Source organism: Brachybacterium fresconis, assembly GCF_017876515.1.
GTDB lineage: Bacteria > Actinomycetota > Actinomycetes > Actinomycetales > Dermabacteraceae > Brachybacterium > Brachybacterium fresconis.
Genome location: NZ_JAGIOC010000001.1, coordinates 3,845,085 through 3,871,437, shown reverse-complemented (window position 1 = coordinate 3,871,437; position 26,353 = coordinate 3,845,085). Strand labels below are relative to the sequence as shown.

The following is a 26,353-nucleotide window of genomic DNA, read 5'->3' as shown; positions in this document are numbered from 1 at the left end:
CCTGATCACGACCGAGCTCAGCATGCCTACGATGGTGCGGTGAGCATCGCACCATCGCAGGCCCTGGCCGAGGCGCTGACCGCGCTCGGCCCCCGAGGTCGACGCCGGGCGGCGACGTCGGCGGCAGCGATGATCGCCGACGACGTCTCCGTCGCCCCGCCCGTCGTCGATCCCGTGCCCGTCGTCCTCCCGCCGGAGGAGTGGGAGACGATCTCCGCCGGCCTGATCCAGCGGGTCCGGCTGCTGGATGCGCTGTACGCGGATCTCTACGGGCCGCGCACGGTGCTGGGCACCGACGTCGCGCCGACCGCGGAGCTGCTGCAGGACCCGGCCTATCTCCGCTCCGCGATCGGGATCCCTGCCCGCGGCAGTCACCATCTCTTCGCCCTGACCAGCACTCTGACCCGCACCGACGACGGGTCGTGGGTGGTGCTCGAGGACTCGGTCGACGTGCCGGACGGCGCCGGGATCGCCCTCGAGGTCCGTCGGGCGCTGTCCCGCTGCGCCCCGACGCTGTACCGCACGACGGCCCTGCGCCGCCTGCACCCCTTCTTCGACACCGTCCGCAGCACCCTGCACCATCGCACCCGCACCGACGGCCGCGCCGGGCGCACCGTCGTGGTCACCGATGACGACGTCGAGGACCCGCTGCGCGCCTTCGACGACAGCTGGTTCGCGAATCTGCTGGGCGCCCCGGTGGTCTCCGCGGGTGATCTGCGCACCGGTTCCGGCACCCTGACGCTGCGCCTGCCGGGGGCCGACGCCGATCCCGGGGACGCGGTCGACGCCATGATCCGCCTGCTGCCCTCCGAGCTGCTGGACCCCCTCGACCTGGGACCCACCCGTCTCGGCGGCGTCACGGGCCTCATCGAGGCCGCCCGCTGCGGCGACGTGGAGGTGCTGAACCCCTTCGGGGCGGGCCTGCTGGAGAATCCCGCGCTGCGGTCGGCGCTGCCCGACCTCTGCCGGCAGATCCTCCACGAGGACCTCCAGCTTCGTCCCGCCGCGCCCGGGGCCCGGAACGGACGCGCGGGCTGGCCGTCGCTGGACCCCGACGGCGGCGACGAGCTGGTCGAGCGCCCCGTGCGCCTGCGCGTGCTGGTCGTCGCCTCCGAGGACGGCTTCGAGGTGCTGCCCGGCGGGGTCGCCCTGACCGACGACGAGGGGCCCGAGGCGCTCAAGGACGTGTGGGTGACCGTCCCGGAGACCTCCGCGCTGCCCGTCGCGCCCGGGGAGGAGGCGCAGGGTTCTGATCCGGCGGACCGGGCCCTGACGGCGGTGACCCGCGGCGTGCTCACGGCCTATCCCGCGATGACGCGCTCGATCGGCTCGGACCTGTTCTGGTTCGGCCGCTACCTGGAGCGGGTCGATTCCACCGCCCGTCTGCTGCGCACCGTGCTGGACACCTCCAACGACCTCGGCTCGGAGCACGGCCCCACCGCCCGCACCGCCCAGGCCGTGCTGCTGACAGCGGTGACCGACGTCACCACCACCTATCCGGGCTTCCTCTCCCGGGACCCCCATGACCCGGAGGACGTCCACACCGAGGTCACGAGCCTGTTGACCGACGTCGGCCGCCCCGGCTCCCTCGCCCAGTCCTATGCCTCCCTCGCCCACACCACCCGCACGCTGCGGGACCTGATCTCCGATGACATCTGGCCGGTGATCGCGCGCATGCGGGGCCGCATCCACACCCTCGCCGGACCGGAATCCCCACCGCTGGAGCGCGGGCTGACGGACATCGTCGACGGCTGCCTGACCCTCTCGGGCGCGGTCGCCGACTCGATGCCGCGCAACCTCGGCTGGGACCTCACGGAGATCGGCCGCAAGATCGAGCGGACCATGGGTCTGCTGGCCCTGCTGCGCGCCACCCTGGGCCGGCGCCGCAGCCGCGCCGCCGAGGCCCGCATCGCCGGAGCGGTCGCCGTGATCACGGAGTCCGGGGCGTCCTACCGCCGCTCCTACCACGCGGCCGTGCAGTCCGAGCTGCTGCTCGAACTGCTGCTGACGGACACCACGCTGCCGCGTTCGATCGCCTTCCAGCTGGAGCGTCTGCACTCGACGCTCGACCGCCTGCCGGAGCTGGACCCCTCCCCCGAGCTCCGCGCTCCGCTGACGGCGCTGCGCGGTCGCATCGGCGCGTGGGAGCCGCGCGAGCTGCTGCGCCCCGCCGACGGGGCCGACGCCTCGGACGGGGCCCCCACCGCGCTGCTCGAGGAGGCCGACGCCGCGATCGCCACGCTGCGCGAGCTCGCCAGCGCTCTCGAGAACCGCTTCTTCCGCCCGTCGGAATCCACCTCGCTCTGGGGGGTCGATGATGTCTGAGAACCCCCTCCCGATGATCCCGCTGCGCACCGAGGACGACACGGCGGCCGAGGCCGTCGACTACCGCGTCCACCACCTGACCAGCTACCACTACGCGAAGCCGGTCTCACGCAACTACGGCCGCGCCCACGTCGAGCCGCGCGCCACCCCGCACCAGCGGGTGCTCTCGCACGAGGTGGTCGTGGACCCCTCCCCCGCGCGACTGACGGCGCACACCGACTTCTACGGCAATTCCTCGACGTATCTGCTGGTCGACGACCTCCATGAGCGGCTCGACGTGCACTCCCACGCCCATGTCACGGTCTCCGAGCGCCGGTACGGCGCCGAGGCGATGTCGCGGCCGTGGGAGCAGTGCGCCCCGGACCACTGGGGACAGCTGCTGCCTGCCGAGGGCGTCGACTTCCTCCACCCCTCCCCGCGGGTCCCGACGCTGACGGCCGCCCGCGAGCTCTCCGAGACGGTGTTCACGCCGGAGCGCTCCATCGGGGAATGCCTGGCCGCGCTGACCGCCCTGATCCATACCGACTTCACCTACGACTCGGACGCCACCACGGTGACCTCCACGCTCGAGGACGTGCTCGCGGCTCGGCACGGCGTGTGCCAGGACTTCTCGCACGTGGGCGTGGCCGCGGTGCGCGCCGCGGGCCTGGCCGCCCGGTACGTCTCGGGATATCTGCGCACGGCCCCGTCGGCCGAAGGGGCCCTCGGCACGCAGCCGGCCGGGGAGATGATCGGCTCGGCCGCCTCCCATGCCTGGCTCAGCGTGCTGGTGCCCGGCGCGGGGTGGGTGGACATCGACCCCACCAACCGCACCTTCGTCGACCAGCGCTTCGTGACCACCGCCTGGGGCCGGGACTACGGGGACGTGCCGCCGCTGAAGGGCATCGTCGTCGGCCCGCCCGGGGCGACCAGCACCCTCGACGTCGCCGTCGGCGTCGTGCCCGTGCCCTCGGAGGCGGCGCCTGCGGAGTGAGCCCGCCGGGTGACGGTCCCACCAGCGACGTCGCCCCCTCGGAGCGGTCCCGCCTGGTGACGGTCCCACCAGCGACGTCGCCCCCGCGACGTGATCCGGCGGAGCGCGGTTCCTCGGCCGCGCGAGGCGCCGCCGGCGGGCGGCGGGACCACGTCGTCCAGCTCACACGGGCCGGTCCGTCCCTGAATTTCGCGTATACAGTGGTGCGGAAATCAGCGCGCGCTCGACGACGCATCCGACCCGGCGCTCCGCGCCACGAGACCGAGGTGAGATGTCCTCCTCCCAGCAGCCCTTCCGTCTGGCCGTCATCGGCTCCGGCCCCGCCGGCGTCTACGCCGCCGAGACCCTGCTGCGCTCGAAGCAGGTCAAGAACGGCGATCTCGAGGTCTCGATCGACCTGGTCGATCGCATGCCGACGCCGTTCGGGCTGATCCGGTACGGCGTCGCCCCTGATCATCCGCGCATCAAGGGCATCATCACGGCCCTGCACCGCATCCTCGGCCGCGGCGACATCCGCTTCCTCGGCGACGTCGAGTTCGGCACCGACCTGACCGCGGAGGAGCTGCGCGCCCACTACGACGCGGTCATCTTCGCCACCGGGGCGCTCCAGGACGCCGACCTCGACATCCCCGGCATCGAGCTGGCCGGCTCCCACGGCGCCGCCGACTTCGTCGCCTGGTACGACGGCAACCCGGACTACCCGCGCACCTGGGAGCTGGACGCCGAATCCGTCGCGGTGATCGGCAACGGCAACGTGGCCCTCGACGTGTCCCGCGTGCTGTCCAAGAGCGCCGACGAGCTGCTGCGCACCGAGATCCCTGCCAATGTCCACGAGGGCCTGCAGGCCGCGAACACCACCGATGTGCACGTCTTCGGTCGCCGCGGCCCCGCCCAGACCAAGTTCTCCCCGCTGGAGGCCCGCGAGCTCGCCCATCCCCAGGGTCTGCAGGTCGTCATGGATCCGCGCGACCTCGAGCAGATCACCGAGGCCGAGTGGGAGACCATCAAGGCCGACAAGCGCACCGACCAGGTGGTGCGGAACTTCTCCGGCTGGCTCGAGGAGCAGCAGCGTCGCGAGGCCGCGGGCGAGGAGCCGACCGACAAGCACGGCGGGCCGGTCAGCCGCCGGTTGCACATGCACTTCTGGCACCGGCCCGTCGAGGTGCTCGGCGAGGACGGGCGGGTCACCGGGATGCGCTTCGAGCGCACCCGACTGGACACCGAGGGTCGCGTCGAGGGCACCGGCGAGTTCGTCGACTACGAGCTGGGTGCCGTCTACCGCGCCGTCGGCTACCACGGCTCCGAGCTGCCCGGCATCCCCTACGACGCGAAGCGCGGCGTGATCCACAACGTCGCCGGTCGCGTCACCGACACCGAGGGCACCGTGGTGCCCGGCCTGTACGCCAACGGCTGGATCAAGCGCGGGCCGGTGGGGCTGATCGGCGCCACCAAATCCGATGCGATCGAGACGATCGCCTCGCTGCTCGAGGACATCGAGTCCGGCACGCTCACGCCCGCCCCCGAGCGGGACGAGGATTCGATCCTGCGCCTGCTCGAGGACAAGGGCGTGCCCTTCACGACCTGGGACGGCTGGATGGCGCTGGACGAGCACGAGAAGGCTCTCGGCGCCGCTGCGGTGGATGCCGACGACGAACCGCGCGCCCGCGTGAAGGTGGTCGAGCGCGAGGAGATGGTGCGCGTGGCCCGCGAGGGCATGAGCACCCCCGCGAACGCCTGAGGTCGCGGCGCGGCGCTCCCGCGGCAGACGCAGCGCTCCCGCGGGTCAGCGGCGGATGCCGGCCAGGTAGTCCCCGATGCGGTCCACGGCGTCCTCGAGCAGCTCGACCGACGGCAGGGTGACCAGGCGGAAGTGGTCCGGCGTGCTCATGTTGAAGCCGGTGCCGTGGGTGACCAGCAGCTTCTGCGAGCGCAGCAGGTCGTAGGCGAACTGCTCGTCGTCCTCGATGGCGTACATCTCGCGGTCGATCCTCGGGAACATGTACAGCGCCCCTTCGGCCTTGACCACGCTGATGCCGTCGATGGCGCTGAGGCCCTCGTAGGCGACGTCACGCTGCTCGCGCAGCCGCCCGCCCGGCAGCAGCAGCTCGTCGATCGACTGGTGGCCGCCGAGCGCCGTGGCGACCACGTGCTGGGCGGGCACGTTCGGGCACAGCCGCATGTTCGAGAGCACGTCCAGGCCCTCGATGAAGCTGGTGGCGTCGTCCTTCGGTCCGTACAGCGCCATCCACCCGGCCCGGAAGCCGGCCACACGGTACGCCTTGGACAGACCGTTGAACGTGATCGACAGCAGGTCGGGGGCGAGCGAGGCGATCGGGGTGTGGACCGCGTCGTCGTAGAGGATCTTGTCGTAGATCTCGTCGGCCAGGATCATCAGCCCGTGCTTGCGGGCCACCTCCACGATGTCGCGCAGCACGTGCTCCGGGTACACGGCGCCGGTGGGGTTGTTGGGGTTGATCACGACGATCGCCTTGGTCCGCTCGGTGATCCGGTCGGCGATGTCGGTGACGTCGGGCCACCAGCTGTCCTCCTCGTCGCAGCGGTAGTGCACCGCGCGCCCGCCGGCCAGCGACACCGAGGCGGTCCACAGCGGGTAGTCCGGCTGCGGGACCAGCACTTCGTCGCCGTCGTCGACCAGCGCCTGGCACACCATCTGGATCAGCTCGGAGACGCCGTTGCCGAGATAGACGTCATCCAGTCCGATCCCGGGCATGTCCCGCGTCTGGTAGTACTGCGCGACCGCGCGCCGAGCCGCCGGGATGCCCTTGGAGTCGGAGTAGCCCTGCGCGGTGGGCAGGTTCTTGATCATGTCGACGAGGATCTCGTCGGGGGCCTCGAAGCCGAACGGTGCCGGATTGCCGATGTTCAGCTTGATGATCTGGTGCCCCTCGGCCTCCATGCGGGCGGCCTCGGCGGGCACCGGCCCGCGGATCTCGTAGCACACGTCGCGCAGCTTGGAGGACTGGGTGAAGATCATCGGGGGCTCCTGGCCTGGTCGTCGAAGAGATCAGGCTAGCGTCCGTCGGAGACCGGCGCGGAGGATGACCGGACGACGGACGCCCCGCGCTCGCCACGACAGCACATCTCGTTCGTCGGTCCGGCTGGATGTCGTTCGTCAGTCCAGGTGGATGTCGTTCGTCAGTCCAGGTGGATGTCGTTCGCGGGCCCGATCGGCAGGTCCAGACCGTAGAACACGAGGAGGATCGCCACCCACACCGTGAAGAACACGAGGGTGAAGGGAAGCAGGCGTGCCACCAGAGTGCCCAGCCCTGCGCCCGGCTCATAGCGGCGCACCATCCCCAGCAGCACGATGAGATAGGGGCTGAGCGGGGTGATGATCTGCGTCGAGGAGTCCCCGATGCGGAAAGCCGCCTGCACGAAGGCCGGCTCGATGCCGGTGAGGCCGAGCATCGGCACGAAGACCACCGCCATCAGCCCCCACATCGAGGTGCCGGAGGTGATGAAGAGGTTCGCCGCTGCGCAGAGCACCACGAACGCGAGCACCACTGGCAGGCCGCCGAGCTGCGCGGACTGGAGCCAGGCCGCACCGTGCACGGCGAGATAGGTGCCCACTCCGCTCCATTCGAACAGGGCGAGGAACTGGGCGAGGGCGAAGGCCACGACGAGGAAGCTGGTCATGGACTGCAGGCCCTGCCCCATGCAGCGGGCGACGTCGCCGCCGGTGCGGATGGTGCCCACCCGTGCGCCGTAGACGATGCCCGTCACCGAGAACACCATGACGATGAGGAAGACGATGGACCCCATGAAGGGCGAGTCCGGCAGCAGTCCGCCGCTCTCGCTCTGCCACGGGGAGAACGGCGCCACGGCGATCGCCACGATCAGTGCGACGAGACCGACCAGCGTCGCGCCCGCCCAGACCAGCGCGCGCTTCTCCTCGACCCCGACCGCCGAGCTGACGTCGTCCTGCGCGTCCTCGTTCTCGGCGGTCGTGGTCCTCGGGATGCCCGCTCTGGCCAGGCGCGGCTCGAGCACCCGGTCGATGAGAGCGCCGCAGGCGAGCACGAGCACCAGGGACGAGGCGAGGTTGATCCAATAGTTGGAGACGACGGTGACGGGGGCAGCGCCGAGGGATTCGGGAAGCGCCCCCATCACGCCCGAGGTGATGCCGGCGAAGTTCGCGTCGATCGGCGAGGGCAGCATGGCCGTCGAGAACGACGCGCCGACGGCCGCGAAGCCACCGATCAGGCCGGCCACGGGGTGGCGACCCGCGGCCGCGAAGACGAGGGCGGCCAGCGGCGGGATGACCACGAACGAGGTGTCGCTCATGAGGTTCCCGTTGACCCCGACGAAGGCGATGACATACGGCAGCAACCAGCGCGGAGCAGACCCGAACAGTCCCCGGATTCCGGCGCTGAGCATGCCGGACCCCTCGGCGATCCCCACGGCGATGACGATCGGCAGCACATTCACCAGCGGCGGGAAGCCGATGTAGTTCTCGCCCATCGTGGTGGTGAACCAGGTGAGCCCCGCGCCGCTGAAGAACGAGCGCACCTGCACGGGCTCGTCCTCGCCGGGCACCTGCACCTGCGCCCCGAGCTCCCCCAGCACGGTGGTGAGCACCGCGGTGAGGAGGAACAGTGCGGCGAAGAGCACGAGCGGGTCGGGCAGTCGATTGCCCACCCGCTCGACACGGTCGAGCACACGATCGAGGCGTCGCGGGCGGCGGAGCGCGGCGGAGGCGGACATCGAACTCCCACGGAGCGGACATCTCCCGGTGCCGGGAGGTGCACGGGGATCGCGCACGAGACGTCATCGTAGGGCCCGGACGGCGCAGGAGCGCCGCTCCCGGTGAGGGACGACGCGTCTGAGGACGGAGCGCCGTTCCGCTTGACGCCGGACGCGGAAGCCTTTACTTTCATTGCGTAATTATTTGTTCAGCTCGCCGCCGGCGACACGTCGCGCAGCGCGCTCCATCGCATCCCGGAGGTCATGGATGTCTGTGAACCGGACCCCTGCCGACACCTCGGTGGTCGCGCCGTCCCCGGGCGCGACGCAGCGCCTGCACCTGAGCGCCGCCGGGGTCTCGGTGGTCCTGGACGTCACCGACGGCCGCTCCCCCGCCCTCGTGCACTGGGGCGCGGACCTCGGCGCGCTCGGACCGACGGGCCTGGACGCCGCGTGCGCGGCGAGCATCGCGCCGGTCCCCCACAACGCGGTCGACGTCCCGGTGCGGGTCGGGATCCTCCCCCAGCAGTGCGACGGGTGGATCGGCCGACCGGGCCTGACGGGATCGCGGCCCGACGGCTCCGGCTGGGCGCCGCGCCTGCTCACCCGCGCGGTCACGCTCGACGGCCGTCCCCTCACCGCCGCCCACACCGAGACCGGCGCAGCACTGGTGCGCTTCGACCTCGCCGATCCCGAGCTCGGCCTGAAGGTCGGGCTCGAGGTCGAGCTGCTGCCCACGGGCCTGCTGCGCCAGCGCGCGAGCCTGACCAGCTCCGCCGACCTCCCCTACACGCTCGACGAGCTCACCGTGACCGTCCCGGTGCCCGGTCACGCCGAGGAGCTGCTGGACTTCGCCGGCCGCTGGGGCAAGGAGCGCACCCCGCAGCGCAGCGCCTTCACCGTCGGCACCCACTTGCGCGAGAACCGCCGCGGCCGCACCGGGCCCGACGCCGCCCACGTGCTGCACGCCGGGCCCTCCGGCATCGGCTTCCGCCACGGCGAGGTGTGGGCGGTGCACACCGCCTTCTCCGGCAACCACCGCCACCTGGCCGAGCAGATCAGCACCGGCGACCGGATCCTCGGCGGCGGCGAGCTGCTGCTGCCCGGCGAGGTCGTGCTGGCCTCCGGCGAGGAGTACGTCGGGCCCTGGCTGTACGCGTCCTACGGCGAGGGGCTGGACGCGGTGGCCTCCCGCTTCCACCGCCACCTGCGCTCACGGACGAACCACGTCGACACCGAGCGCCCGGTCACCCTGAACGTGTGGGAGGCCGTCTACTTCGACCACGACCTGGCGAAGCTCACCGAGCTCGCCGATCAGGCGTCCGCCCTCGGCGTGGAACGGTTCGTGCTGGACGACGGCTGGTTCGGCTCCCGCCGCGACGACACCGCGGGCCTGGGCGACTGGGTGGTCTCCACCGACGTCTGGCCCGACGGCCTCGGCCCGCTGGTCGACCACGTCACCGGGGCCGGCATGGAGTTCGGGCTCTGGTTCGAGCCCGAGATGGTCAGCCTCGACTCCGACGTCGCCCGTGCGCATCCGGAGTGGATCATGGCGCCGTCGGCGGACCGCCTGCCGCTGCCCTCCCGCCACCAGCAGGTGCTGAACCTGTCGATCCCCGAGGCGTTCGAGCACGTGCTGGGGCAGATGTCCGCGGTGCTGGCCGCCTACGACATCGGCTACATCAAGTGGGACCACAACCGCGATCTGCTCGAGGCCGCCACCCGCAGCTCCGGCCGCGCCGCCGTCCACGCCCAGACCCGGGCCGCCTACGCCCTGATGGACGCGCTGAAGATCGCCCATCCCGGGCTCGAGATCGAATCCTGCTCCTCCGGCGGGGCCCGCGTGGATCTCGGCGTGCTCGAGCGCACCGACCGGGTGTGGGTCTCGGACTGCATCGACCCGCTGGAGCGCCAGCAGATGAACCGTTGGACCGCACAGCTGGTCCCGCTGGAGCTGATGGGCAGCCACATCGCCTCCGGCGCCTCGCACGCCACCGGCCGATTCCACAGCCTCGACTTCCGCGCCGCCTCGGCCCTGTTCGGCCATCTCGGCATCGAATGGGACCTCACGCAGGCGAGCACCGAGGAGCTCACCGCCCTGCGCGGCTGGATCGCGCTGTACCAGGACCGCCGCGAGCTGCTGTTCACCGGTGACCTGGTGCGGGCCGACCGCGGCGACAGTCCGCTGTGGCTGCACGGCGTGGTCTCCCCCGACCGCGAGCGCGCCCTGTTCACCCTCGCCGCCGTCGGCCGCTCGGACCGCTCCCAGCACGACCGACTCCGCTTCCCCGGCCTGGACCCCGAGGCCGTCTATCGGATCCTGCCGCTGCCGTCGGCCGCCCGCACCTCCAGCCTGGTCCCGCCCCGCTGGATGCAGCTGGCCGAGCAGGCGGCCGACGAGGGCGGACTGCCGGTGCCGGGCAGCGTCCTGACCGCGGCCGGTCTGACCGCCCCGCTGCTCGACCCCGAGCAGGCCCTCCTGATCGACCTGACCCGCGCCGAGGTCTCCTGACCTCTCGCGCCCTGCACGCACGGAGCCGGGTGGTCCGGCTCCGTCCGATGGAAAGACGGAAAGAAGGTAGCCATGTCCACCGCGACGACGTCGACGCGGTCGGCCCCGAGGCGACGCCGACGGAAGGACGACACGAAGCTGGCGCTGCTGTTCATCGCGCCCGCCTCCGTCGGCCTCCTGGTGTTCCTCGTGTGGCCGCTGCTGACCGGCATCTACTACTCCTTCACGGAGTACACGACGCTGACCCCACCCGAGTGGGTGGGACTGGCGAACTACCAGCAGATGCTGAGCGACCCGATCTTCTGGACGTCGCTGAAGGTGACGATCCTGTACGTCGTCATCAACATCGGTGTCCAGACCGTGGTGGCGCTGGTGATCGCCGTGCTCATGCAGCGCCTGACCCAGTCGACGCTGCTGCGCTCGCTGGTGCTGGCCCCGTACCTGGTCTCCAACGTGGTCGCGGCGATCGTGTTCCTGTGGATCCTGGACACCCAGCTCGGCATCTTCAACATCTTCCTGCAGTGGATCGGCTTCGATCCCGTCGCCTTCTGGGCCAACGAGACCTGGGTGATCCCGACGGTCGCGCTGGTGAACGTGTGGCGCCACATGGGATACACGGCGCTGCTGCTGTTCGCCGGCCTGCAGTCGATCCCCAGCCACCTCTACGAGGCGGCCCGCACCGAGGGCGCCGGCGAGATCACGCAGTTCCGCCGCATCACCCTGCCGCTGCTGCGCCCGATCCTGGCGCTGGTGCTGATCATGACGATCATCGGCTCGTTCCAGGTGTTCGACACCGTCTCGGTGACCACGCAGGGCGGTCCGGCCGACGCCTCCCGGGTGCTGCAGATGTACATCTACCAGAACGCCTTCGCCGAGTACGAGTTCGGCTACGCCTCGGCCCTGTCCGTCGCGCTGCTGGTGATCCTCATGATCGTCACCTTCGCGCAGTACTGGATGAGCCGGGCCGGCCAATCGGACCTGGACTGACGGGAGAGGACACCATGACCACCACGACGCACCCCGTCACCGACACCACGCAGCGGCCCGCCGTCCACAAGCCGCGCCGCCCCGTCCCCTGGGGGAAGATTCTGGCCTGGACCGTGATGGTGATCTTCCTGCTGATCACCCTGTTCCCCTTCTACTGGATGCTGCGCACCGCGCTGTCCAGCAACAACGCCCTGGGTACTGATCCCGGCAGCCTGCTGCCGGTGGGGCTGAACACCGGCGGCTTCGAGCGCGTCTTCGGCATGCAGGACGTGGAGACGGCGATCTCCCAGGGCGGCTCGGGCGCCTCCATCAACTTCTGGCGCTACTTGCTGAACTCCGTGATCGTCGCGACCTCGATCACCGTCGTGCAGACGTTCTCCTGCGCGATGGCGGCCTATGCGTTCTCGCGACTGCACTGGAAGGGCCGCGACACGGTGTTCATGATCTTCCTGGGCTCGCTGATGATCCCGCAGATCTTCACCCTGCTGCCCAACTTCATCCTGATCAAGAACCTGCACCTGGTGGACACGCTGGTGGGCATCATGCTGCCCACGCTGTTCATCTCGTCCTTCGCGATCTTCTTCCTGAGACAGTTCTTCAACAACATCTCGCGCGAGGTCGAAGAGGCGGCGCTGATCGACGGGGCCAGCAAGGTGAGGGTCTTCTTCACCCTGGTGCTGCCGCTGTCCAGCGCACCGCTGGCCACGCTCGCGCTGTTGACGTACATGACCGCGTGGAACGAGTACTTCTGGGCGCTGATGGTCTCCTACACCGATCAGTCCCGGGTGCTCACCGTCGCGCTCGGTGTCTTCCGCGCCCAAGCGCCGGGCACCGGCCCGGACTGGTCGGGACTGATGGCCGCCACCTTGGTCGCGGCCGCGCCCATGCTGATCCTCTTCGCGCTGTTCGCGAAGAAGATCGTCAACTCCATCGGCTTCAGCGGGATCAAGTGAGGTGCCCCAGATGAACTCCCAGATCCACCGAGCACGCACTGCACGCACCGCCCCGTCCCCGCACTCCGGGCGCGGCCTGTCCCGTCGTCGCCTGCTGCAGGGCTCCGCCGCCCTCGCCGCCGGGGCCGTCGGCACGGGGACCCTCGCCGCCTGCGGCGGAACCTCCGCCCCGGCCGGAGCGACCGAGGTCGACTACTGGCTGTGGGACGCGAACCAGCTGCCCGCCTACTCCGCAGCGATCGACCTCTTCATGGAGAACAACCCCGACATCTTCGTCCGCGTCACCCAGCTGGGCTGGGAGGACTACTGGACGAAGCTGACGGCGAGCTTCGTGGCCGAGGCCGGTCCCGACGCCTTCGCCGACCACCTCGCGCGCTATCCGGAGTTCCTCGAGCTCGGGGTGATCTCCCCGCTGGACGGCCTGGGTCCGCTCGACGACATCCCGGCCGAGCACTTCCAGGAGGGCCTGCAGGAGCTGTGGACCGGTCAGGACGGCAAGCGCTACGGGTTGCCCAAGGACTACGACACCATCGCGGTGATGTACGACAGGAACATGCTCGAGGAGGAAGGGCTCGCTCCCGAGGACGTCGAGAATCTTGACTGGAACCCGCAGGACGGCGGCAGCTTCGAGAAACTGTTGGCCCGACTCAGCGTGGATGCCGCCGGCGTGCGCGGCGACGAGGAGGGATTCGACCCGAAGAACGTGGCCCGCTACGGTCTCGCAGCCGGCGCCGGGACCGACTACACCGGCCAGACCAGCTGGTCACCCTTCGCGCTGTCCACGGGCTGGACCTTCACGAACGCCGAGACGTGGGGCACGCATTTCAACTACGACGACGAGCGATTCGCGGCCACCATGGACTGGTACTACGGGCTGGTCGACAAGGGCTTCTTCCCGCCCTTCGGCACCTTCGGCGATTCCAGTCCCGAACAGGTCCAGCTGCAGTCCGGCAGTGCGGCCCTGGCCACGGCCGGATCCTGGATGATCACGACGTTCAACAACATGGAGGGCATGGACCTCGGCATCGCCCCGCTGCCTGCCGGGCCCGTCGGCCACCCGGTCTCGATGTTCAACGGCTTGGGCGACTCGATCTCCGCCCAGTCCCAGAAGAAGGAGGAGGCGGCTCGGCTGATCGCATTCCTCGCCTCGGACGAGGCGCAGCAGCTGATCGGCGAGCGCGCCCCCTTCTTCCCCGCGACCGATGTGGGCACGCAGGCGGCGGTCGACGCCTACGCCGCGGACGGACTGGACGTCACCCCGTTCACCGACCGGGTCGAGGCTGGGGAGACCGGGCTGTATCCCCTGGTGGAGAACTCCGCCTCGATCATGACCATCATGCAGAGCGCGTTCGACCAGTGCTGGATGCGGCAGGTCGACGGGGCGGACTTCGCGGCGTACAACGAACGGGTCAACGCGCTGTTCGAGTGAGCGCCGTCGGGGTCGGCGGCCCGGGCGTTCCCGCGTCGGACGCCCCGGCGGCGCCGAATGCGCCGTCGCGTCGGGGTCGGGTCCGGGAGCAGGCCTGCTCCTAGGATCCGACCCCGACGAACTCCTGGATCGCGATGACGGCGGCGCCGCGCGCCCACTCGTCGAAGTCCCCGCTGAGCACACGGACGACGAGACCCTGCTGGGCTGCGGAGATCGCGCCGCGCAGGGTGTCCTCGAAGACGGGGCCGACGGCCCGCACCAGGTCGACGTTCTCCCCGCCCAGCACGATCGCCTCGGGATCCACGGTCGCGACCAGTCCGGCGGCCGCGGCGGCGAGGGCGCGGGCGAGCTCCCGGGCCGCCTCGAGCGCGTCCGGGTCCTGGTTCGCGAGCAGGCGCCGCAGTTCGTCCATCCCCTGGTCCGCCGTGAGCATCGCGGAGGCGTGGGCGCGGCGCAGGATCGAGTCCGTGCTGGCCACCTCCCGCACGGGCAGCGGCGTTCCGTCCGCCCATCGGCCGATGGGAAGACGGCCGGTCAGGCCGGCGACGTGGTTCCGGCCCTCGATCAAGCGGCCGTCGATGACGGTGCCGGTCCCGATGCCGGCGCCGACCGTGAGCACGGCGAAGGAGCGGTAGGACCGCCCGATGCCGAACCAGTGCAGGCCGTTGACCATGGCCACCAGGTCGTTCTCCACCACCACGGGCAGCTGCAGGCGCGTCTCGAGCGCGGTGGCGACGTCGAACTCCCGCTCCCATCCCAGGAGGTAGGAGGAGAGCACCCGGCGCCGGTCCGCGACCGGTCCGCCGAGGCTGACGCCTACCCCGGCCAGGTGCGGATGGGCCTCGGCGAGCGCGCGGACCGGGGCGAGGACGGCGTCGATGACGGCCTCCGGCGCGGTGTCCGCCACGGGCAGCACGAGCTCCTCGAGGACGTTGCCGCGCACCGTGGTGACCGCGGCGTGGATCTCGTCTGCCGTCACCTTCACGCCGATGAACCGCGGTCCGAGGTTCTCCTCGATGTCCAGCGGCTCGTGCGGGCGGCCCTTGGCGCGCACGACGGCGCCGAGCTGATGGAGGCGGCGGGCGTCGAGCAGGTCCCGGGTGACCCGGGTGACCGTCGGGGCCGACAGGCCCAGCCGTGCGGTGAGCTCGCTGCGCGAGCGAGGGCCGAAGCGGAGCAGATCGCGATAGACGGCGCGCGCGCTGTCCCCACCGAGGGCCGCCACAGTTCCCGCCTCGGCGGCCCGGTGCTCCTCGCTCCCCTGCATGCGACGAGCTTATCCGGCGCGGAGGGCTCCCCGGGGCGATGTGCCCGGTGGGGGCGGCCCGGTGGGGCGGCCCGGTGGAGGCTCTCGGTGAATCGTCCGCGGCAGGACGCCCTCGAGTCGATGCCCCCGGAAGCACGCCCTGGCGAGCCACCCATGAGACGCACTCGGCAGCGAGAGGGGCGAACCGATAGCCTGGCACTCCCCCGCCCGCCACCCTCATCGGATATGCCGAGCCTTCACGAGACCTCATCGACGTCGATGTCCACCCTCCCCTCCGACCGCGCCTGGTGGCAGGACCGCCTGGGTGCGATCCCCGATCCCGACGGCAGCTGGCGGCCAGGAGTGAGTCGCCCGCCGGAGCATCCCGGGGTGCGCGGCGAGATCCATCAGCTGCTGCTGACCAGCTACGGCACCGAACTGGTCGCCGAGTTCTTCCGGCCGACGTCGGTGCCGTCGACGGGCGTCGTGGTGGTGGTGCCGTCCTACGACACCCCGGGCCTGTTCGCCGAGTCGACCGAGCGCACCGAGCTGACCGGTCAGGATCCCGCTCTCACCGCGCACGGCCTCCAGCTCGCCGAGGTCGGCCACGCCGTCCTCGCCGTGCCGTGGTGGTTCGAGAAGGTCGCGACCGAGGACCCCGCTCTGACCCACGCCCAGGACTTCGCGGAGCGCTACGGGCCCGCCGCCGACCGTCACCGACGCGAGCAGTCGGTGACGCCGCTGGGCCGGAGCGTCGCCGACGTCATGCTCGCCGTCACCGCGCTGGAGGGCTCCGGCCTGGCCGACGGCGACCGCCTGGCGGCCTTCGGAGACGCCCTGGGCGGCAAGCTCGCCCTGCACCTGGCGGCGCTCGATGAGCGCATCGAGGTCGCCGCCGTGCACGAGGCCGGCCTGGGCTTCGACCAGCCGAACTGGGGAGCCCCCTGGTATCTCGACGGTGACGTGCCCCGGGACCACGATCAGGACGAGCTGCTCGCCCTGATCGCCCCGCGCCCCTTCCTGGTCGCCGGCGGCGGGGACCGCGACGGCGAGCACAACCTCGAGCTGATCCGCGAGGCCCGTCGGCACTGGCCCGGCGAGCAGGGCCTCGACCTGCTGCTGCACGACAGCGGGCATGCGCTGCCGCGCTCGGTGATGGCAGGGATCCGGGAGTGGCTGCGCGAGCAGACCAGCTGACCCCCGTATCCGGGCGGCCCGGCGGCCAGGCGACACCCGAGGTCTACGTTGTCGGTGCCACCGCGCACCTTGGCACCAACACCGCAGAGCTCGACCTGGCCCTCGGCCCCAGCAGCCCGGTACCCGGCGGCCCGGCGACACCCGAGATCTACGTTGTCGGTGCCACCGCGCACCTTGGCACCAACACCGCAGAGCTCGACCTGACCATCTGCCCCAGCAGCCCGGTACCCGGCGACCCGGCGGCCCGCCGACACCCGAGATCTACGTTGTCGGTGCCACCGCGCACCTTGGCACCAACACCGCAGAGCTCGACCTGGCCCTCGGCCGGCAGCACAGGTGGCTGCTCCCAGTCATCGGGCCCAGCCCGGTGAACGGACCCGCCCCGGTGAACGGACCCGTCCCGGTGGAACGGGCTCGCCCGATCTGCCATGCTTCTTCCCAGACCACCCGGCCCGCACCGCGGCCCCGGGACGATTCCACGAACTGCAGCAGGGGAGCCCATGAGCGAGACGCCGGCGGATGCCGCGACCGACGAGCAGGCCACGATCTACACCGCCTACGAGATCGACTTCATGCTGTCTCTGCGACCCACCGACAACGGGGCGATCACGCGCGACCAGATCGGACTGCGCCGCGCGCCTGAGGCCGCCCAGGAGTTCGTCACCGCTGCGGTGACCTCGGGTCTGCGGGCCCGCGGCAAGGTCGAGCGCTCGCAGGACGGCCAGTGGCTGCTCGGCGAGGAGGGGCAGGTCATCGCCACGGCGCTGACCGCTGCGGATCGTTGGCTCGGCATCGCCCTGGCCGAGGGCGAGGCCATGCGGATGGCCTTCGTGATCAAGGCCAACGAGGCGATCCTGATGCTCACCCAGGACGAGCTGGACTCCTTCGTGGTCTCGGCGCTGCCGGATCCCTCGCACGTGCCCGCCTCGGTCAGCGACATCGTCACCGCCTTCCTCGAGGAGCAGCGCGGGCGCACCGTCTCGCTGCGCCGTCGGGACGTCGGAGACGACGGCGACGAGGTGCCGCTGATGTTCCATGTCGAGGAGGACGGCGCCTGGAAGCTCGGGCACCTGCCGCTGGACGACGACGGCATCCTGAGCGTCTCCGACCTGGCTCGCGAGGACGTCACCGAAGCGGTGCGAGGACTGTGGGAGGACGGCGCCGCCACGGTTCCGTCGGCCGCCGGGGCCTGAGCGGCCGGAACGGCTGCTGGGGCCTGCACGCCGACCCTCAGCACTCAGGCCCTCAGAAGAATCGGGCCGACGCCTTCTGCTGACGATGCAGCTCGACGCGCAGCGCACGGATGTCCTGACCGGCGGGCTCGGAGTAGGTCCAGATGTGGCGGTCGAAGGCCGGCATCAGCACCCGGGACCCATCGTCCAGACGCAGCGCCGCGGTCAGCCAGTGCACCGGATGGACGACCCGGGACTCGACGGCCCGGATCCGCGGCCAGGGCACTGTGCGGGAGCGGAAGGCGCCGACCACGTGCAGCCCCTCCTCGGAGATCTCCACACATGACCTCGCGGTCCCCAGCGCGACCAGGGCGAACCGTACTCCCAGCACCCCGACCAGCACCAGGGACGCCCCCAGCATCAGCATGACCAGCAGCAGAGCGATGCCCGGCGCGTGACCGTCCTCGACGCTCGCCCAGAGGACCACCAGGCCCACCGCGATGAGGAGCGCGGTGCCCAGCCACAGCACCGCGACCACGGCCCGCAGCACGGTGTCCCGGGTGGCGGCACGGGGCAGGAGCGTGCGAACTGCTCCCGGCCGAGCTCCGGAACGTCGGCGCGGAGCATGATCGAGGTTCGAGACCATGCGCTCGACCGTCGCGGCGCTGCGCGAGTAGTCGGGCAGGGCGGTGCGGGGCCCGGTCCGGGGCCCGAGCTGCCGGGGAATGGTCATGAGCCCAGGCTAATGCGGGCTTCGGACCAGGGCGATGGGGCGAACTGCCCATGTGGATCCGGTGCGTCGGGCCCCGATGAGGGCCGTGTCCCGGGTCCCGGCGGGAGCCACGCCCCGCGCCCCGGCAGGCGCCACGCCCCGCGCCCCCGCCCCGGCAGGTGCCATGCCCCGCGCCCCGGCTGGCGCCATGCGCACCGTCGATGCGACGCGGCCCCGGCGATGCGTAGAGTTTCGGACATGACCTCTTCCGGATCCTCCCCTCGCTTCCGTCGCCCGGCGTCGCTGTTCCCCGCCACCGCGGAGGCGATCCCCGGCGAACCGGACCCGTCGACCTCGACGGACCTCGCGCACGACTCGGCCCAGGCCCTGCTGGACGGCGTGTTCCACAGCTCGGATCCCGAGGTCGTCGATCGCGTGCTGCGCCTGGCGGCCGAAGACGGGCTCTCGGACCTGGCCGCCCTGTGGTCCGGCTCCCCCGCCACCACGCTGCCCGGCGCGCTGTGGCGGCTGTACGTGCTGCACACGTGGGTCCTCAGCAGCGGGGAGGACGTCGTCCACCGCTACCGCGCCGGCTCGCGCACCATCCCGGGCCTGCGCTATCTCTCGGGGTTCGCGGAGCCGCCCGACGTCCGACAGGTCCAGCGCACCATGGACGACATCCTCCGCGGTGCCTTCACCGGCGACCTCGGCCTCGCCCTGACCCGGGCCGGGGCGGTGGCCACGATCGTGGCCCACGGCACCGCCCAGCTGGCCGACGAGGATCCCGCCGACAACCGCACCCGCCAGGCCGAACGGCTGCTGAGCACCGGGGAGGAGCTCACCGCCGCCGCCCGGCACGCCGAGGCCGGAACCCTGGGCTGAGCGCAGCTGCATCCTGCCCGTCGGACGCCGCGTCCCGGCGTATTCCACGAGCCCGCCGGAGGTGGCACTTCCCATGCCGCCCCGTCCTCAGGGTGGAACCGGCGGCACCCCGTGCCCTACGATGATCGGGCGTCGGGCCGCGGTTGCCCCGGGCTCCAACATTTGCCGCTTCGAGCGGCCTTCGCGCCGACAGGCGCATCCCGGCCCGGCGCTCCAAGCTTCACGAGACGGCCGCTCCCTGCTCATCCGGGGACGACGGCACCGGGTACGGCGCCCTCGGGCGTGAGGAGGGGGACCTGAGGTGGTGCAGCTCTTCCCCCGCCGCGTCGAACGCCCGATGACCGACCTGTTCGGCGAGCTCGCCGAACTCCTGGTCCAGGCCACCGACACCCACTCCAAGCTGCTCGGCCACGGCTATCGCGAGCGCACCCGCATCGCCCCGAAGCTGCACGACCAGTCGACCCGGGCCGAAGAGCTGTGCCGACGGATCTCCCAGCGCCTCGCGCAGTCCCTGATCACGCCCTACGAGGCGGAGCTGCTCTACGACCTGGCCCTGACCATCGCCGACGGCATCGACTCCATGGAGAACACGGCCGAGCTGCTGGTCCTCTCCCGCGTCGGCGCCCTGCCCGCCCCGCTGCTCGAGGCGGCCAAGGGCATCGAGCGCTCCGCCGAGCTGACCGTGGCGGCCAGCTGGACGCTGCATCGGGTGCGGGATCTGGGCGAGTACTACCCGCAGATCCGCAAACTCACGAGGCAGGGGGACCGACTGGTCCGCCAGGGCCTCGCCGAGCTCTACGGGCGCGGCGGCGCCACGACCGAGCTGCTGCCGCTGCACGACATCACCGAATCCATCGGTCGCACCGTCGCCCTGCAGGAGCGTATCGCCCGGATCGCGGACCTGCTGCGCGTCAAGGATGCCTGAGTGACGCCCGGACTCCTCGTCGTGGTCGTCGTCCTGGCGCTGGTGATGGCGTTCTACAACGGCTTCCACGACGCCTCCAATGCGGTCTCCACGGCGATCACCACCCGCTCCCTGCGGGAATCGACCGCCCTGGCGATGGCCGCGGTCCTCAATCTGCTCGGGGCGCTGCTGGGGATGCTGCTGCTGTCCGTCACCGCCGATTGGGCGCTGCAGCTGCTGGGGCTGAACCGGCTGGCCGAGACCACCGCCGGCGCCCCGGACGTGCTCGCAGCGGGACTGATCGCGATCATGCTGGCCACCCTCGCCTGGGAGGTGCTGACCTGGTGGATCGGCATGCCGTCCTCGACCTGGCACGCCTTCTTCGGTGGCGCCCTCGGGGCCTCGCTGGCAATCGGTGCGACGGCGGCGTGGGACCATCTGGTGGAGATCCTGATCGCCTCGATCGTCGGCCCGCTGATCGCCGTGGTCCTGGCCTATGTCGTGATGCAGGCTCTGCTGGCCCTGGCCCGCAACGAACGTCTGGGCGTGGCCCATATCCGCTTCGCCCAGACCGTCTCCGCCGGCGCGGTCGCCACTGGGCACGGACTCAGCGATGCCCGCCTCCCGCTGGCCGTGATCGTCCTGGCAACCTCCGTCTCGGGCCTGTCGGTCGGGTCCTCGCTGACCGCGATGTCGGCGGTGGCCGTCGCCGTGGCCGCCGGCACCCTGCTGGGCGGGCACCGGATCATCCGCACCATCGGCCGCCGCCTGACGGACCTCTCGGCCGCCCAGGGCCTGGCCGCGGAGTCCTCTGCGGTGATCTCGATGTCCGTGGCGCTGTTCGGCCTGGAATCCCCCGTCTCCTCCTCGCACGGGCTCGCCTCGAGCGTGGTCGGTGCCGGCGTCGCCATGGGGCCGCGGCATGTGCGCTGGCCGGTGGCCCGCACGATGGTCCTGACCTGGCTGGCGACTCCGATCGCGACGGCTGTGCTCGGGGCCGCCCTGGCGGGGCTGCTGCTCGAGCTCCCACCCGGATGACCCCTCCCGCCCTCGCCGACGTCGAGCACCGGAAGATCGCCCTGTCCCCGCACCGGCCGATCACCGCCGTGCCACGCTCGGGCCCCGCCCTGCTTCGACGGCTATCCTGGGCCATCCTGACCGCGAAGGAGAGCTGATGTCCGACGGCGAGTTCACGACGCCCGCCCCGAGGAAGCGCCCCACGTACGGGCTTCCCGGCCCCACCACGCCGCAGCCGGGCGACCCGTCGGCCTCGCCCTACGGATCTCCCGCCCCGCACGGGTCGCCGGCTCCCGACGGATCTCCTGCGGCCCCGGGGCAATCATCCGGTCAGGACGCCTACGCCGCCGCGGTCCCGTCGGACTCCTACGTCCCCGCCACCGGCCCGCTCCCGCCCCGGCCGGGAGGGCCCGACGCGCCGCGGCGACGCCGCGGCCTGGGGCCGCTGCTGATCGGGCTCGCCCTGCTGCTGATCATCGCTCCCGTCGCCACCGTCGGCGGCCTGGTGTGGGCCTTCGGCTCCCTGGTCGACGACGCCTCCTCCGGCCCCACCGTGATCGAGGGCGGCACCGGCGAGCACGAGATGGCCGCCAACGAGATGCTGATCCTGTACGTGCCCGCCGAGGACGCCGCCGACGCGGAATGCACGGCCGAGGGCAGCTCCTCGGGAGCGATCACCGAGGTTCCCACCTCCGGATCGGTCACCTTCGGCGACGGCTCGCAGTACGAGCAGCGGATGGGCGTGGCCGCCACGGCGGACACCACGGTGACGATCTCGTGCACCGGCACCGACGCCCCGGCGTTCCTGGGCCCCTACAGCCTGTTCAGCGTCGCGGCGCCCATGCTGATCGGCCCGATCATCGGGATCGTGGCCGGCCTGGTCGGGCTGGTGCTCACCGTGGTGGGCATCCTGCTGCTGGTGCGCAGCCGACGTTCCTGATCAGCCGCGTCTCAGGGAACGACCGTCCCTGCCGCCCCGAGACGCGCCCTGTCCTAGAGTGGCGACACCAACCGCCCCGAGGATGGAGTGATGACCATGCACCCCCGCGCAGGCCAGAAGGCCCTTCCGGAGGACCTCGTCGACATCGACGCTCTCCTCGACGCCTACTACGACCTCCATCCGGACCCCGCCGACCCCGATCAGGCCGTCGCCTTCGGGACCTCGGGGCACCGCGGCTCCTCGCTGGACACCGCCTTCACCGAGGACCACATCGCCGCGACCACGCAGGCGATCGTGGAGTACCGCGCCGGCCAGGGGATCCGCGGCCCGCTGTTCATCGGCCGGGACACCCACGCGCTCTCGCGCCCGGCCTTCGACACCGCGCTCGAGGTGCTGGTCGGCAACGACGTCGCCGTCCAGGTCGACTCGCTGGACGGGTACACGCCCACCCCGGCGATCTCCCACGCCATCCTCGTGCACAACCGCGGCAAGTCCGCCTCCGACCCCTCGCGGGCCGACGGCATCGTCGTCACCCCGAGCCACAACCCGCCCCGCGACGGAGGGTTCAAGTACAACCCCCCGCACGGCGGTCCGGCGAACTCGGACGCGACCACCTGGATCGCCGATCGGGCCAATGAGCTGCTGGCCTCCGGTCTGCGCGGCGTGCGCCGCCACGGCCGACAGAAGGCGCTGCAGGATGCGGGCCGCTACGACTTCCTGCACACCTATGTCCAGGATCTCTCGAATGTGGTGGACCTCGAGGCGATCCGCCGCTCGGGGATCCGGATCGGTGCCGACCCGCTCGGCGGGGCCGCCGTCGACTACTGGGCGGAGATCGGCGAGATGCACGACCTGGATCTGTCCGTGGTCAATCCCGAGGTGGATCCGCAGTGGTCGTTCATGACCCTGGACCGCGACGGGAAGATCCGCATGGACTGCTCGAGCCCGTGGGCGATGGCCTCCCTGCTCGAGAAGCGCACCGAGTTCGACATCGCGACCGGCAACGACGCGGACGCGGACCGGCACGGCATCGTCACCCCCGACACCGGGCTGATGAACCCCAACCATTACCTCGCCACCGCGATCCAGTACCTGTTCGCCCACCGACCGAGCTGGCCCACCGGCGCGGAGGTCGGCAAGACGGTCGTCTCCTCGAGCCTCATCGACCAGGTCGTCGGCTCCCTGGGCCGGGAGCTGTACGAGGTGCCCGTCGGCTTCAAGTGGTTCGTGCCCGGCCTGATCGACGCCTCTGTCGGCTTCGGCGGCGAGGAGAGCGCCGGAGCCTCGTTCCTGCGCCAGGACGGCTCGGTGTGGACGACTGACAAGGACGGCATCATCATGGCGCTGCTGGCCTCCGAGATGCTCGCGGTCACCGGTCGCTCCCCCAGCGCCCTGCACGCGGAGCTGGTCGAGGAGTTCGGCGAGAGCGCCTACGCACGCATCGATGCCCCGGCCGATCGCGAGCAGAAGGCGAAGCTCAAGGCCCTCAGTCCGAGCCAGGTCACCGAGACCGAGCTGGCGGGCGAGGCGATCGTCTCGGCGATCACCGAAGCGCCCTCGGGCGGCGCGATCGGCGGGCTGAAGGTCTCCACCGAGTCGGCCTGGTTCGCGGCCCGACCCTCCGGCACCGAGGACGTCTACAAGATCTACGCTGAGTCCTTCCGGGGCGAGGAGCACCTGACCGAGGTCCAGGAGGCGGCCAAGGCGCTCGTGGACGGGGCCCTCGCCGACTGAGCGGGGCCCGCCCCGGGACTGAACATCATCACCCCGGGACTGAGCAGGGTCACCTCGGGACTCCGACGGCTGCACTCGAGGTCATGGACTCGACTCCCGGCGTGGCGTCCGCGATTTCTCGGAGCTTTTCGGCAGCTTTCGACCGTCCTCCACAGTGCCGTCTCATCCCGTCCATGTGGCGGGATGTGAGAATCCGTAGAGCTGTTTGACCAGGTCGACAGTCAAGGAATCGCCAAATCTGCCCCAACATCTCGTACGTCACCCCTGGGTGGCGCCGTCCACACCCCCCTTGCGCACCTCCCCCACTTGCCTGGACCATGACTGCAGAAGGTAAAGGGACGGTAGGGTAATATGCTTCGCCGGACCCACCAATGACGACACCGACCGCTGCCGACCGGCATGCGACATGGAGAGGGGGGACCGCGCCTATGCGCCTGCGTGCACGCCTGTGTGCCTATTCCGCAGCTGTCGCTGTCGCGCTCCCTCTCACCGCAGCGCCGGCGCTCGCGGCATCGGAAGAGGCCACAAGAACGGCACCGGAGGAGTGCGAGGAGTCGAAGGGCGCGGTCGCCGAGACCGTGGCGGAGACGACGCAAGAGGTCGAGGATGCGGTGTCCCTCGATGAGGTCCCCGTGGTCGATGAGGTGGAGACCGGCCCGGGCCCGGTGACCGGTGATTCGGAGACCGACTCCGGCCAGGCGAACGACGCATCGCAGGATGACGGGGACGGGACGGCGAACAACTCGCCGGAGGTCGAGGACCCGGACAGCTCCGACCCCGACGCCGACGGGACACCCGAAGCGGGCGATCAGGCGGAGCAGGACGGCGCGGAGAGCACAGAGGAAGACTCCGGGACCGAGGGCGGCGAGCCCACGCCGCCCGCAGAGGACGAAACTGCCGAAGGCACGGATCCCTCGACCGGCGAAGACACCTCCGACGATGCTGAGAATTCGGACAGCGACTCCGAGGTCGAGCCCGCCCCCGAACAGGGCGCGGGCAGCGCGCAGGACGGTGCGGGGAGCACAGAGGATGACTCCGCGACTGAGGATGGCGGCGCTGCGGCCGACGCGTCCCAGGGCGACGACGAGGATCCGAACAATGCAGACGGTGACGGGACCGTCGTGGGGTCGCTGAACCCGAGTTCCGGGGCGCAAAGCGCCACGTCTCCCACGTCGCCGAGCGAAGAGCCCTCGACATCGCCCGACAACACGGACGAAGAGTCGACGCCACCCGAAGGGACCGAGGAGGAGGAGGAGTCGACGTCTCCCGGAGAGACCCCGACGGACGAAGAGACGTCGACGCCGCCCGAAGAGACGGACGATTCCTCGGACTCCACCTCGCCGGACAAGACTCCGACCGAGGACCCCACCTCGGAAGAGGACACCGAGAAGTCCGACCCCACGTCCGGAAGCGGTGAACCTGCCCAGGCCGAGAATGAGCTCCAGACGGAGACGCTCGCGCCGAAGCCCCCGCCCGAGACCGCCGAAGAGCCCGAGCCCGTCGAAGAGCCCGAGCCCGTCGAGGAGCCGTCCCCGGAGCAGCCCCAGCCTGCCGCTGAGGAGGAGCCGGAACCGGCCCCCACCTCGGAGAACGACCCGACCGACCCGCCTCGTGAGCCGGCGACGACCGAGGCCGAACAGGCCGAGAGCGAAACCTCCGAGACCGACGCAGCAGCCGCTCCCGACAACGGGGAGACCCCGGCGGCCGCGCCCAACCCCGAGCCGATCTCGGCCCAGCAGCAGGGCGGGCCGATCGTCCGACTGCTGAGCACGATCTCCTCGCAGGACTCGGACTCCGCCTTCGGGCGTGTCCAGTCGGTCCTCCTGATCGCGCTCGGCATCGGCTTCCTGACCACCGCCGGCTTCGTCGGCGCCACCTGGCACAGCCGTCGGGCCGCAGGGCTGGGCACCTCGAAGAACACCGGCCGCTGAGCCCGTCGCAGAACTCCGCGTCCCACCCGTCGGCCGCAACGACTCCGCACGCCCCGCGCCTCACGCCGAGAAGGACCGCGTCCCGACGAGCGTCACGTCCTATCGGGCGCTGAGCACGTCCTGCACGTGCGCGACGAGCGCCGGCAGACTCCGCTGCATCTGCACGACCGTGCGATCGAAGGCCGCCTGGCCCTCGTACCACGGGTCGTCGACGGCGATCTCCGTCTCGGGCGCCCCCGCGGGGGCCTCCGGATCGAACCGCCGCCACATGATGATCTCGGGCGCCGTCCGTCCCTCCGGCACCTGGTCCGCCATGCGGCGCAGTGCCTGCGCCTGCTCGACGGTCATCGGCAGCACCAGGTCCCAGTTCAGCAGCTCGGTCAGATGGATCGTGCGGGCGGTGTGCTCGAACGGCCGCACGTACCCGGCTCGCACCAGGGACAGCTCCGTCCGCTCGTCCATCGGCATGCCCTCGGCCTCCCAGCTGGTGCCCGCCGACCCCACATCGACCGTCTCGGCGAGCTTGGCGCCGCGCACGGCCTCGCGCAGCATCACGGCGGCGGCCGGTGAGCGGCACACATTGCCGGTGCAGACGGTGAGGATACGCAGGGGCGACATGTGCCCATTGTGTCAACGACGGGGAGGCGACGAGCACTGAACCGATATCCCGATTACACTGCTGATGTCAGCGCATGCGAGGCCGCGTGTCCGCGCGCACAATCGCCAGGACGTGGT

Annotated in this window: 21 protein-coding genes; 16 read left to right on the top strand and 5 right to left on the bottom strand. The window is 71.2% G+C overall.

What is annotated here, in order from left to right; genetic code table 11:
• Positions 1–39 precede the first annotated feature (39 nt).
• From JOF44_RS17145 to JOF44_RS17135, 3 genes are all read left to right on the top strand, one after another.
• Positions 40–2,325, top strand: a complete 2,286-nt coding sequence (locus JOF44_RS17145; protein WP_209894318.1) for a circularly permuted type 2 ATP-grasp protein — start codon at positions 40–42, stop codon at positions 2,323–2,325.
• Positions 2,318–3,298: a transglutaminase family protein gene (locus tag JOF44_RS17140; RefSeq protein ID WP_245348993.1), complete on the top strand. Its 981-nt coding sequence runs from the start codon at positions 2,318–2,320 to the stop codon at positions 3,296–3,298. Before JOF44_RS17145 ends, JOF44_RS17140 begins: the two co-directional genes overlap by 8 nt.
• A 271-nt stretch (positions 3,299–3,569) precedes the next feature.
• The gene (locus JOF44_RS17135; protein WP_209894312.1) at positions 3,570–5,036 is read left to right on the top strand and encodes an FAD-dependent oxidoreductase; all 1,467 of its coding nucleotides are present in this window, start codon (positions 3,570–3,572) and stop codon (positions 5,034–5,036) included.
• Positions 5,037–5,081: 45 nt separating this feature from the next.
• Here the strand turns inward: JOF44_RS17135 and JOF44_RS17130 are convergent, their stop codons facing one another.
• Positions 5,082–6,293, bottom strand: a complete 1,212-nt coding sequence (locus JOF44_RS17130; RefSeq protein WP_209894309.1) for a pyridoxal phosphate-dependent aminotransferase — start codon at positions 6,291–6,293, stop codon at positions 5,082–5,084.
• Between the two features lie 161 nt (positions 6,294–6,454).
• Positions 6,455–8,023, bottom strand: a complete 1,569-nt coding sequence (locus JOF44_RS17125; RefSeq protein ID WP_209894306.1) for an AbgT family transporter — start codon at positions 8,021–8,023, stop codon at positions 6,455–6,457.
• Between the two features lie 247 nt (positions 8,024–8,270).
• Here JOF44_RS17125 and JOF44_RS17120 point away from each other — a divergent pair, with 247 nt between their 5' ends.
• From JOF44_RS17120 to JOF44_RS17105, 4 genes are all read left to right on the top strand, one after another.
• Positions 8,271–10,514, top strand: a complete 2,244-nt coding sequence (locus JOF44_RS17120) for an alpha-galactosidase (RefSeq protein WP_209894298.1) — start codon at positions 8,271–8,273, stop codon at positions 10,512–10,514.
• 72 nt (positions 10,515–10,586) lie between these two features.
• Positions 10,587–11,501, top strand: coding sequence for a carbohydrate ABC transporter permease (locus tag JOF44_RS17115; protein ID WP_209894296.1), 915 nt, complete (start codon positions 10,587–10,589; stop codon positions 11,499–11,501).
• Positions 11,502–11,515: 14 nt separating this feature from the next.
• On the top strand, positions 11,516–12,454 hold the full coding sequence (locus JOF44_RS17110) for a carbohydrate ABC transporter permease (RefSeq protein ID WP_209894293.1): 939 nt from the start codon (positions 11,516–11,518) through the stop codon (positions 12,452–12,454).
• A 10-nt stretch (positions 12,455–12,464) separates the two neighbouring features.
• Positions 12,465–13,883, top strand: coding sequence for an ABC transporter substrate-binding protein (locus JOF44_RS17105; RefSeq protein ID WP_209894290.1), 1,419 nt, complete (start codon positions 12,465–12,467; stop codon positions 13,881–13,883).
• A gap of 100 nt (positions 13,884–13,983) precedes the next feature.
• Here JOF44_RS17105 and JOF44_RS17100 read toward each other — a convergent pair whose 3' ends face one another.
• Positions 13,984–15,150, bottom strand: a complete 1,167-nt coding sequence (locus JOF44_RS17100; protein ID WP_209894287.1) for an ROK family transcriptional regulator — start codon at positions 15,148–15,150, stop codon at positions 13,984–13,986.
• 258 nt (positions 15,151–15,408) lie between these two features.
• Here JOF44_RS17100 and JOF44_RS17095 point away from each other — a divergent pair, with 258 nt between their 5' ends.
• Positions 15,409–16,326 (top strand): alpha/beta hydrolase family protein, encoded by a 918-nt coding sequence (locus tag JOF44_RS17095; protein WP_209894284.1) that lies wholly within the window; start codon positions 15,409–15,411, stop codon positions 16,324–16,326.
• Between the two features lie 500 nt (positions 16,327–16,826).
• A complete protein-coding gene (locus JOF44_RS17090) occupies positions 16,827–17,519 on the top strand; it encodes a hypothetical protein (protein WP_209894281.1) in 693 nt (230 codons plus the stop codon).
• A 52-nt stretch (positions 17,520–17,571) separates the two neighbouring features.
• Here JOF44_RS17090 and JOF44_RS17085 read toward each other — a convergent pair whose 3' ends face one another.
• Positions 17,572–18,231, bottom strand: a complete 660-nt coding sequence (locus JOF44_RS17085) for a PH domain-containing protein (protein ID WP_209894279.1) — start codon at positions 18,229–18,231, stop codon at positions 17,572–17,574.
• 237 nt (positions 18,232–18,468) lie between these two features.
• On the opposite strand from JOF44_RS17085, the gene JOF44_RS17080 reads away from it, so the two are divergent.
• The 7 genes from JOF44_RS17080 to JOF44_RS17050 all read left to right on the top strand — a co-directional run bounded on the left by JOF44_RS17080 (position 18,469) and on the right by JOF44_RS17050 (position 25,618).
• Positions 18,469–19,092 (top strand): hypothetical protein, encoded by a 624-nt coding sequence (locus JOF44_RS17080; RefSeq protein WP_209894276.1) that lies wholly within the window; start codon positions 18,469–18,471, stop codon positions 19,090–19,092.
• 301 nt (positions 19,093–19,393) lie between these two features.
• On the top strand, positions 19,394–20,017 hold the full coding sequence (locus tag JOF44_RS17075; protein ID WP_209894273.1) for a DUF47 domain-containing protein: 624 nt from the start codon (positions 19,394–19,396) through the stop codon (positions 20,015–20,017).
• Positions 20,018–21,034: an inorganic phosphate transporter gene (locus JOF44_RS17070; RefSeq protein ID WP_209894270.1), complete on the top strand. Its 1,017-nt coding sequence runs from the start codon at positions 20,018–20,020 to the stop codon at positions 21,032–21,034.
• Positions 21,031–21,171 (top strand): hypothetical protein, encoded by a 141-nt coding sequence (locus JOF44_RS17065; protein WP_209894268.1) that lies wholly within the window; start codon positions 21,031–21,033, stop codon positions 21,169–21,171. The genes JOF44_RS17070 and JOF44_RS17065 overlap by 4 nt, the downstream gene beginning before the upstream one ends.
• Positions 21,171–21,953: a hypothetical protein gene (locus JOF44_RS17060; protein WP_209894266.1), complete on the top strand. Its 783-nt coding sequence runs from the start codon at positions 21,171–21,173 to the stop codon at positions 21,951–21,953. Before JOF44_RS17065 ends, JOF44_RS17060 begins: the two co-directional genes overlap by 1 nt.
• A gap of 96 nt (positions 21,954–22,049) precedes the next feature.
• The gene (gene pgm, locus JOF44_RS17055) at positions 22,050–23,687 is read left to right on the top strand and encodes a phosphoglucomutase (alpha-D-glucose-1,6-bisphosphate-dependent) (protein WP_209896163.1); all 1,638 of its coding nucleotides are present in this window, start codon (positions 22,050–22,052) and stop codon (positions 23,685–23,687) included.
• A gap of 611 nt (positions 23,688–24,298) precedes the next feature.
• Positions 24,299–25,618, top strand: coding sequence for a midas domain-containing protein (locus JOF44_RS17050; protein WP_209894262.1), 1,320 nt, complete (start codon positions 24,299–24,301; stop codon positions 25,616–25,618).
• Positions 25,619–25,717: 99 nt separating this feature from the next.
• On the opposite strand, the gene JOF44_RS17045 is transcribed toward JOF44_RS17050, so the two are convergent.
• Positions 25,718–26,236: an arsenate reductase/protein-tyrosine-phosphatase family protein gene (locus JOF44_RS17045; RefSeq protein WP_209894257.1), complete on the bottom strand. Its 519-nt coding sequence runs from the start codon at positions 26,234–26,236 to the stop codon at positions 25,718–25,720.
• Between the last annotated feature and the right edge of the window lie 117 nt (positions 26,237–26,353).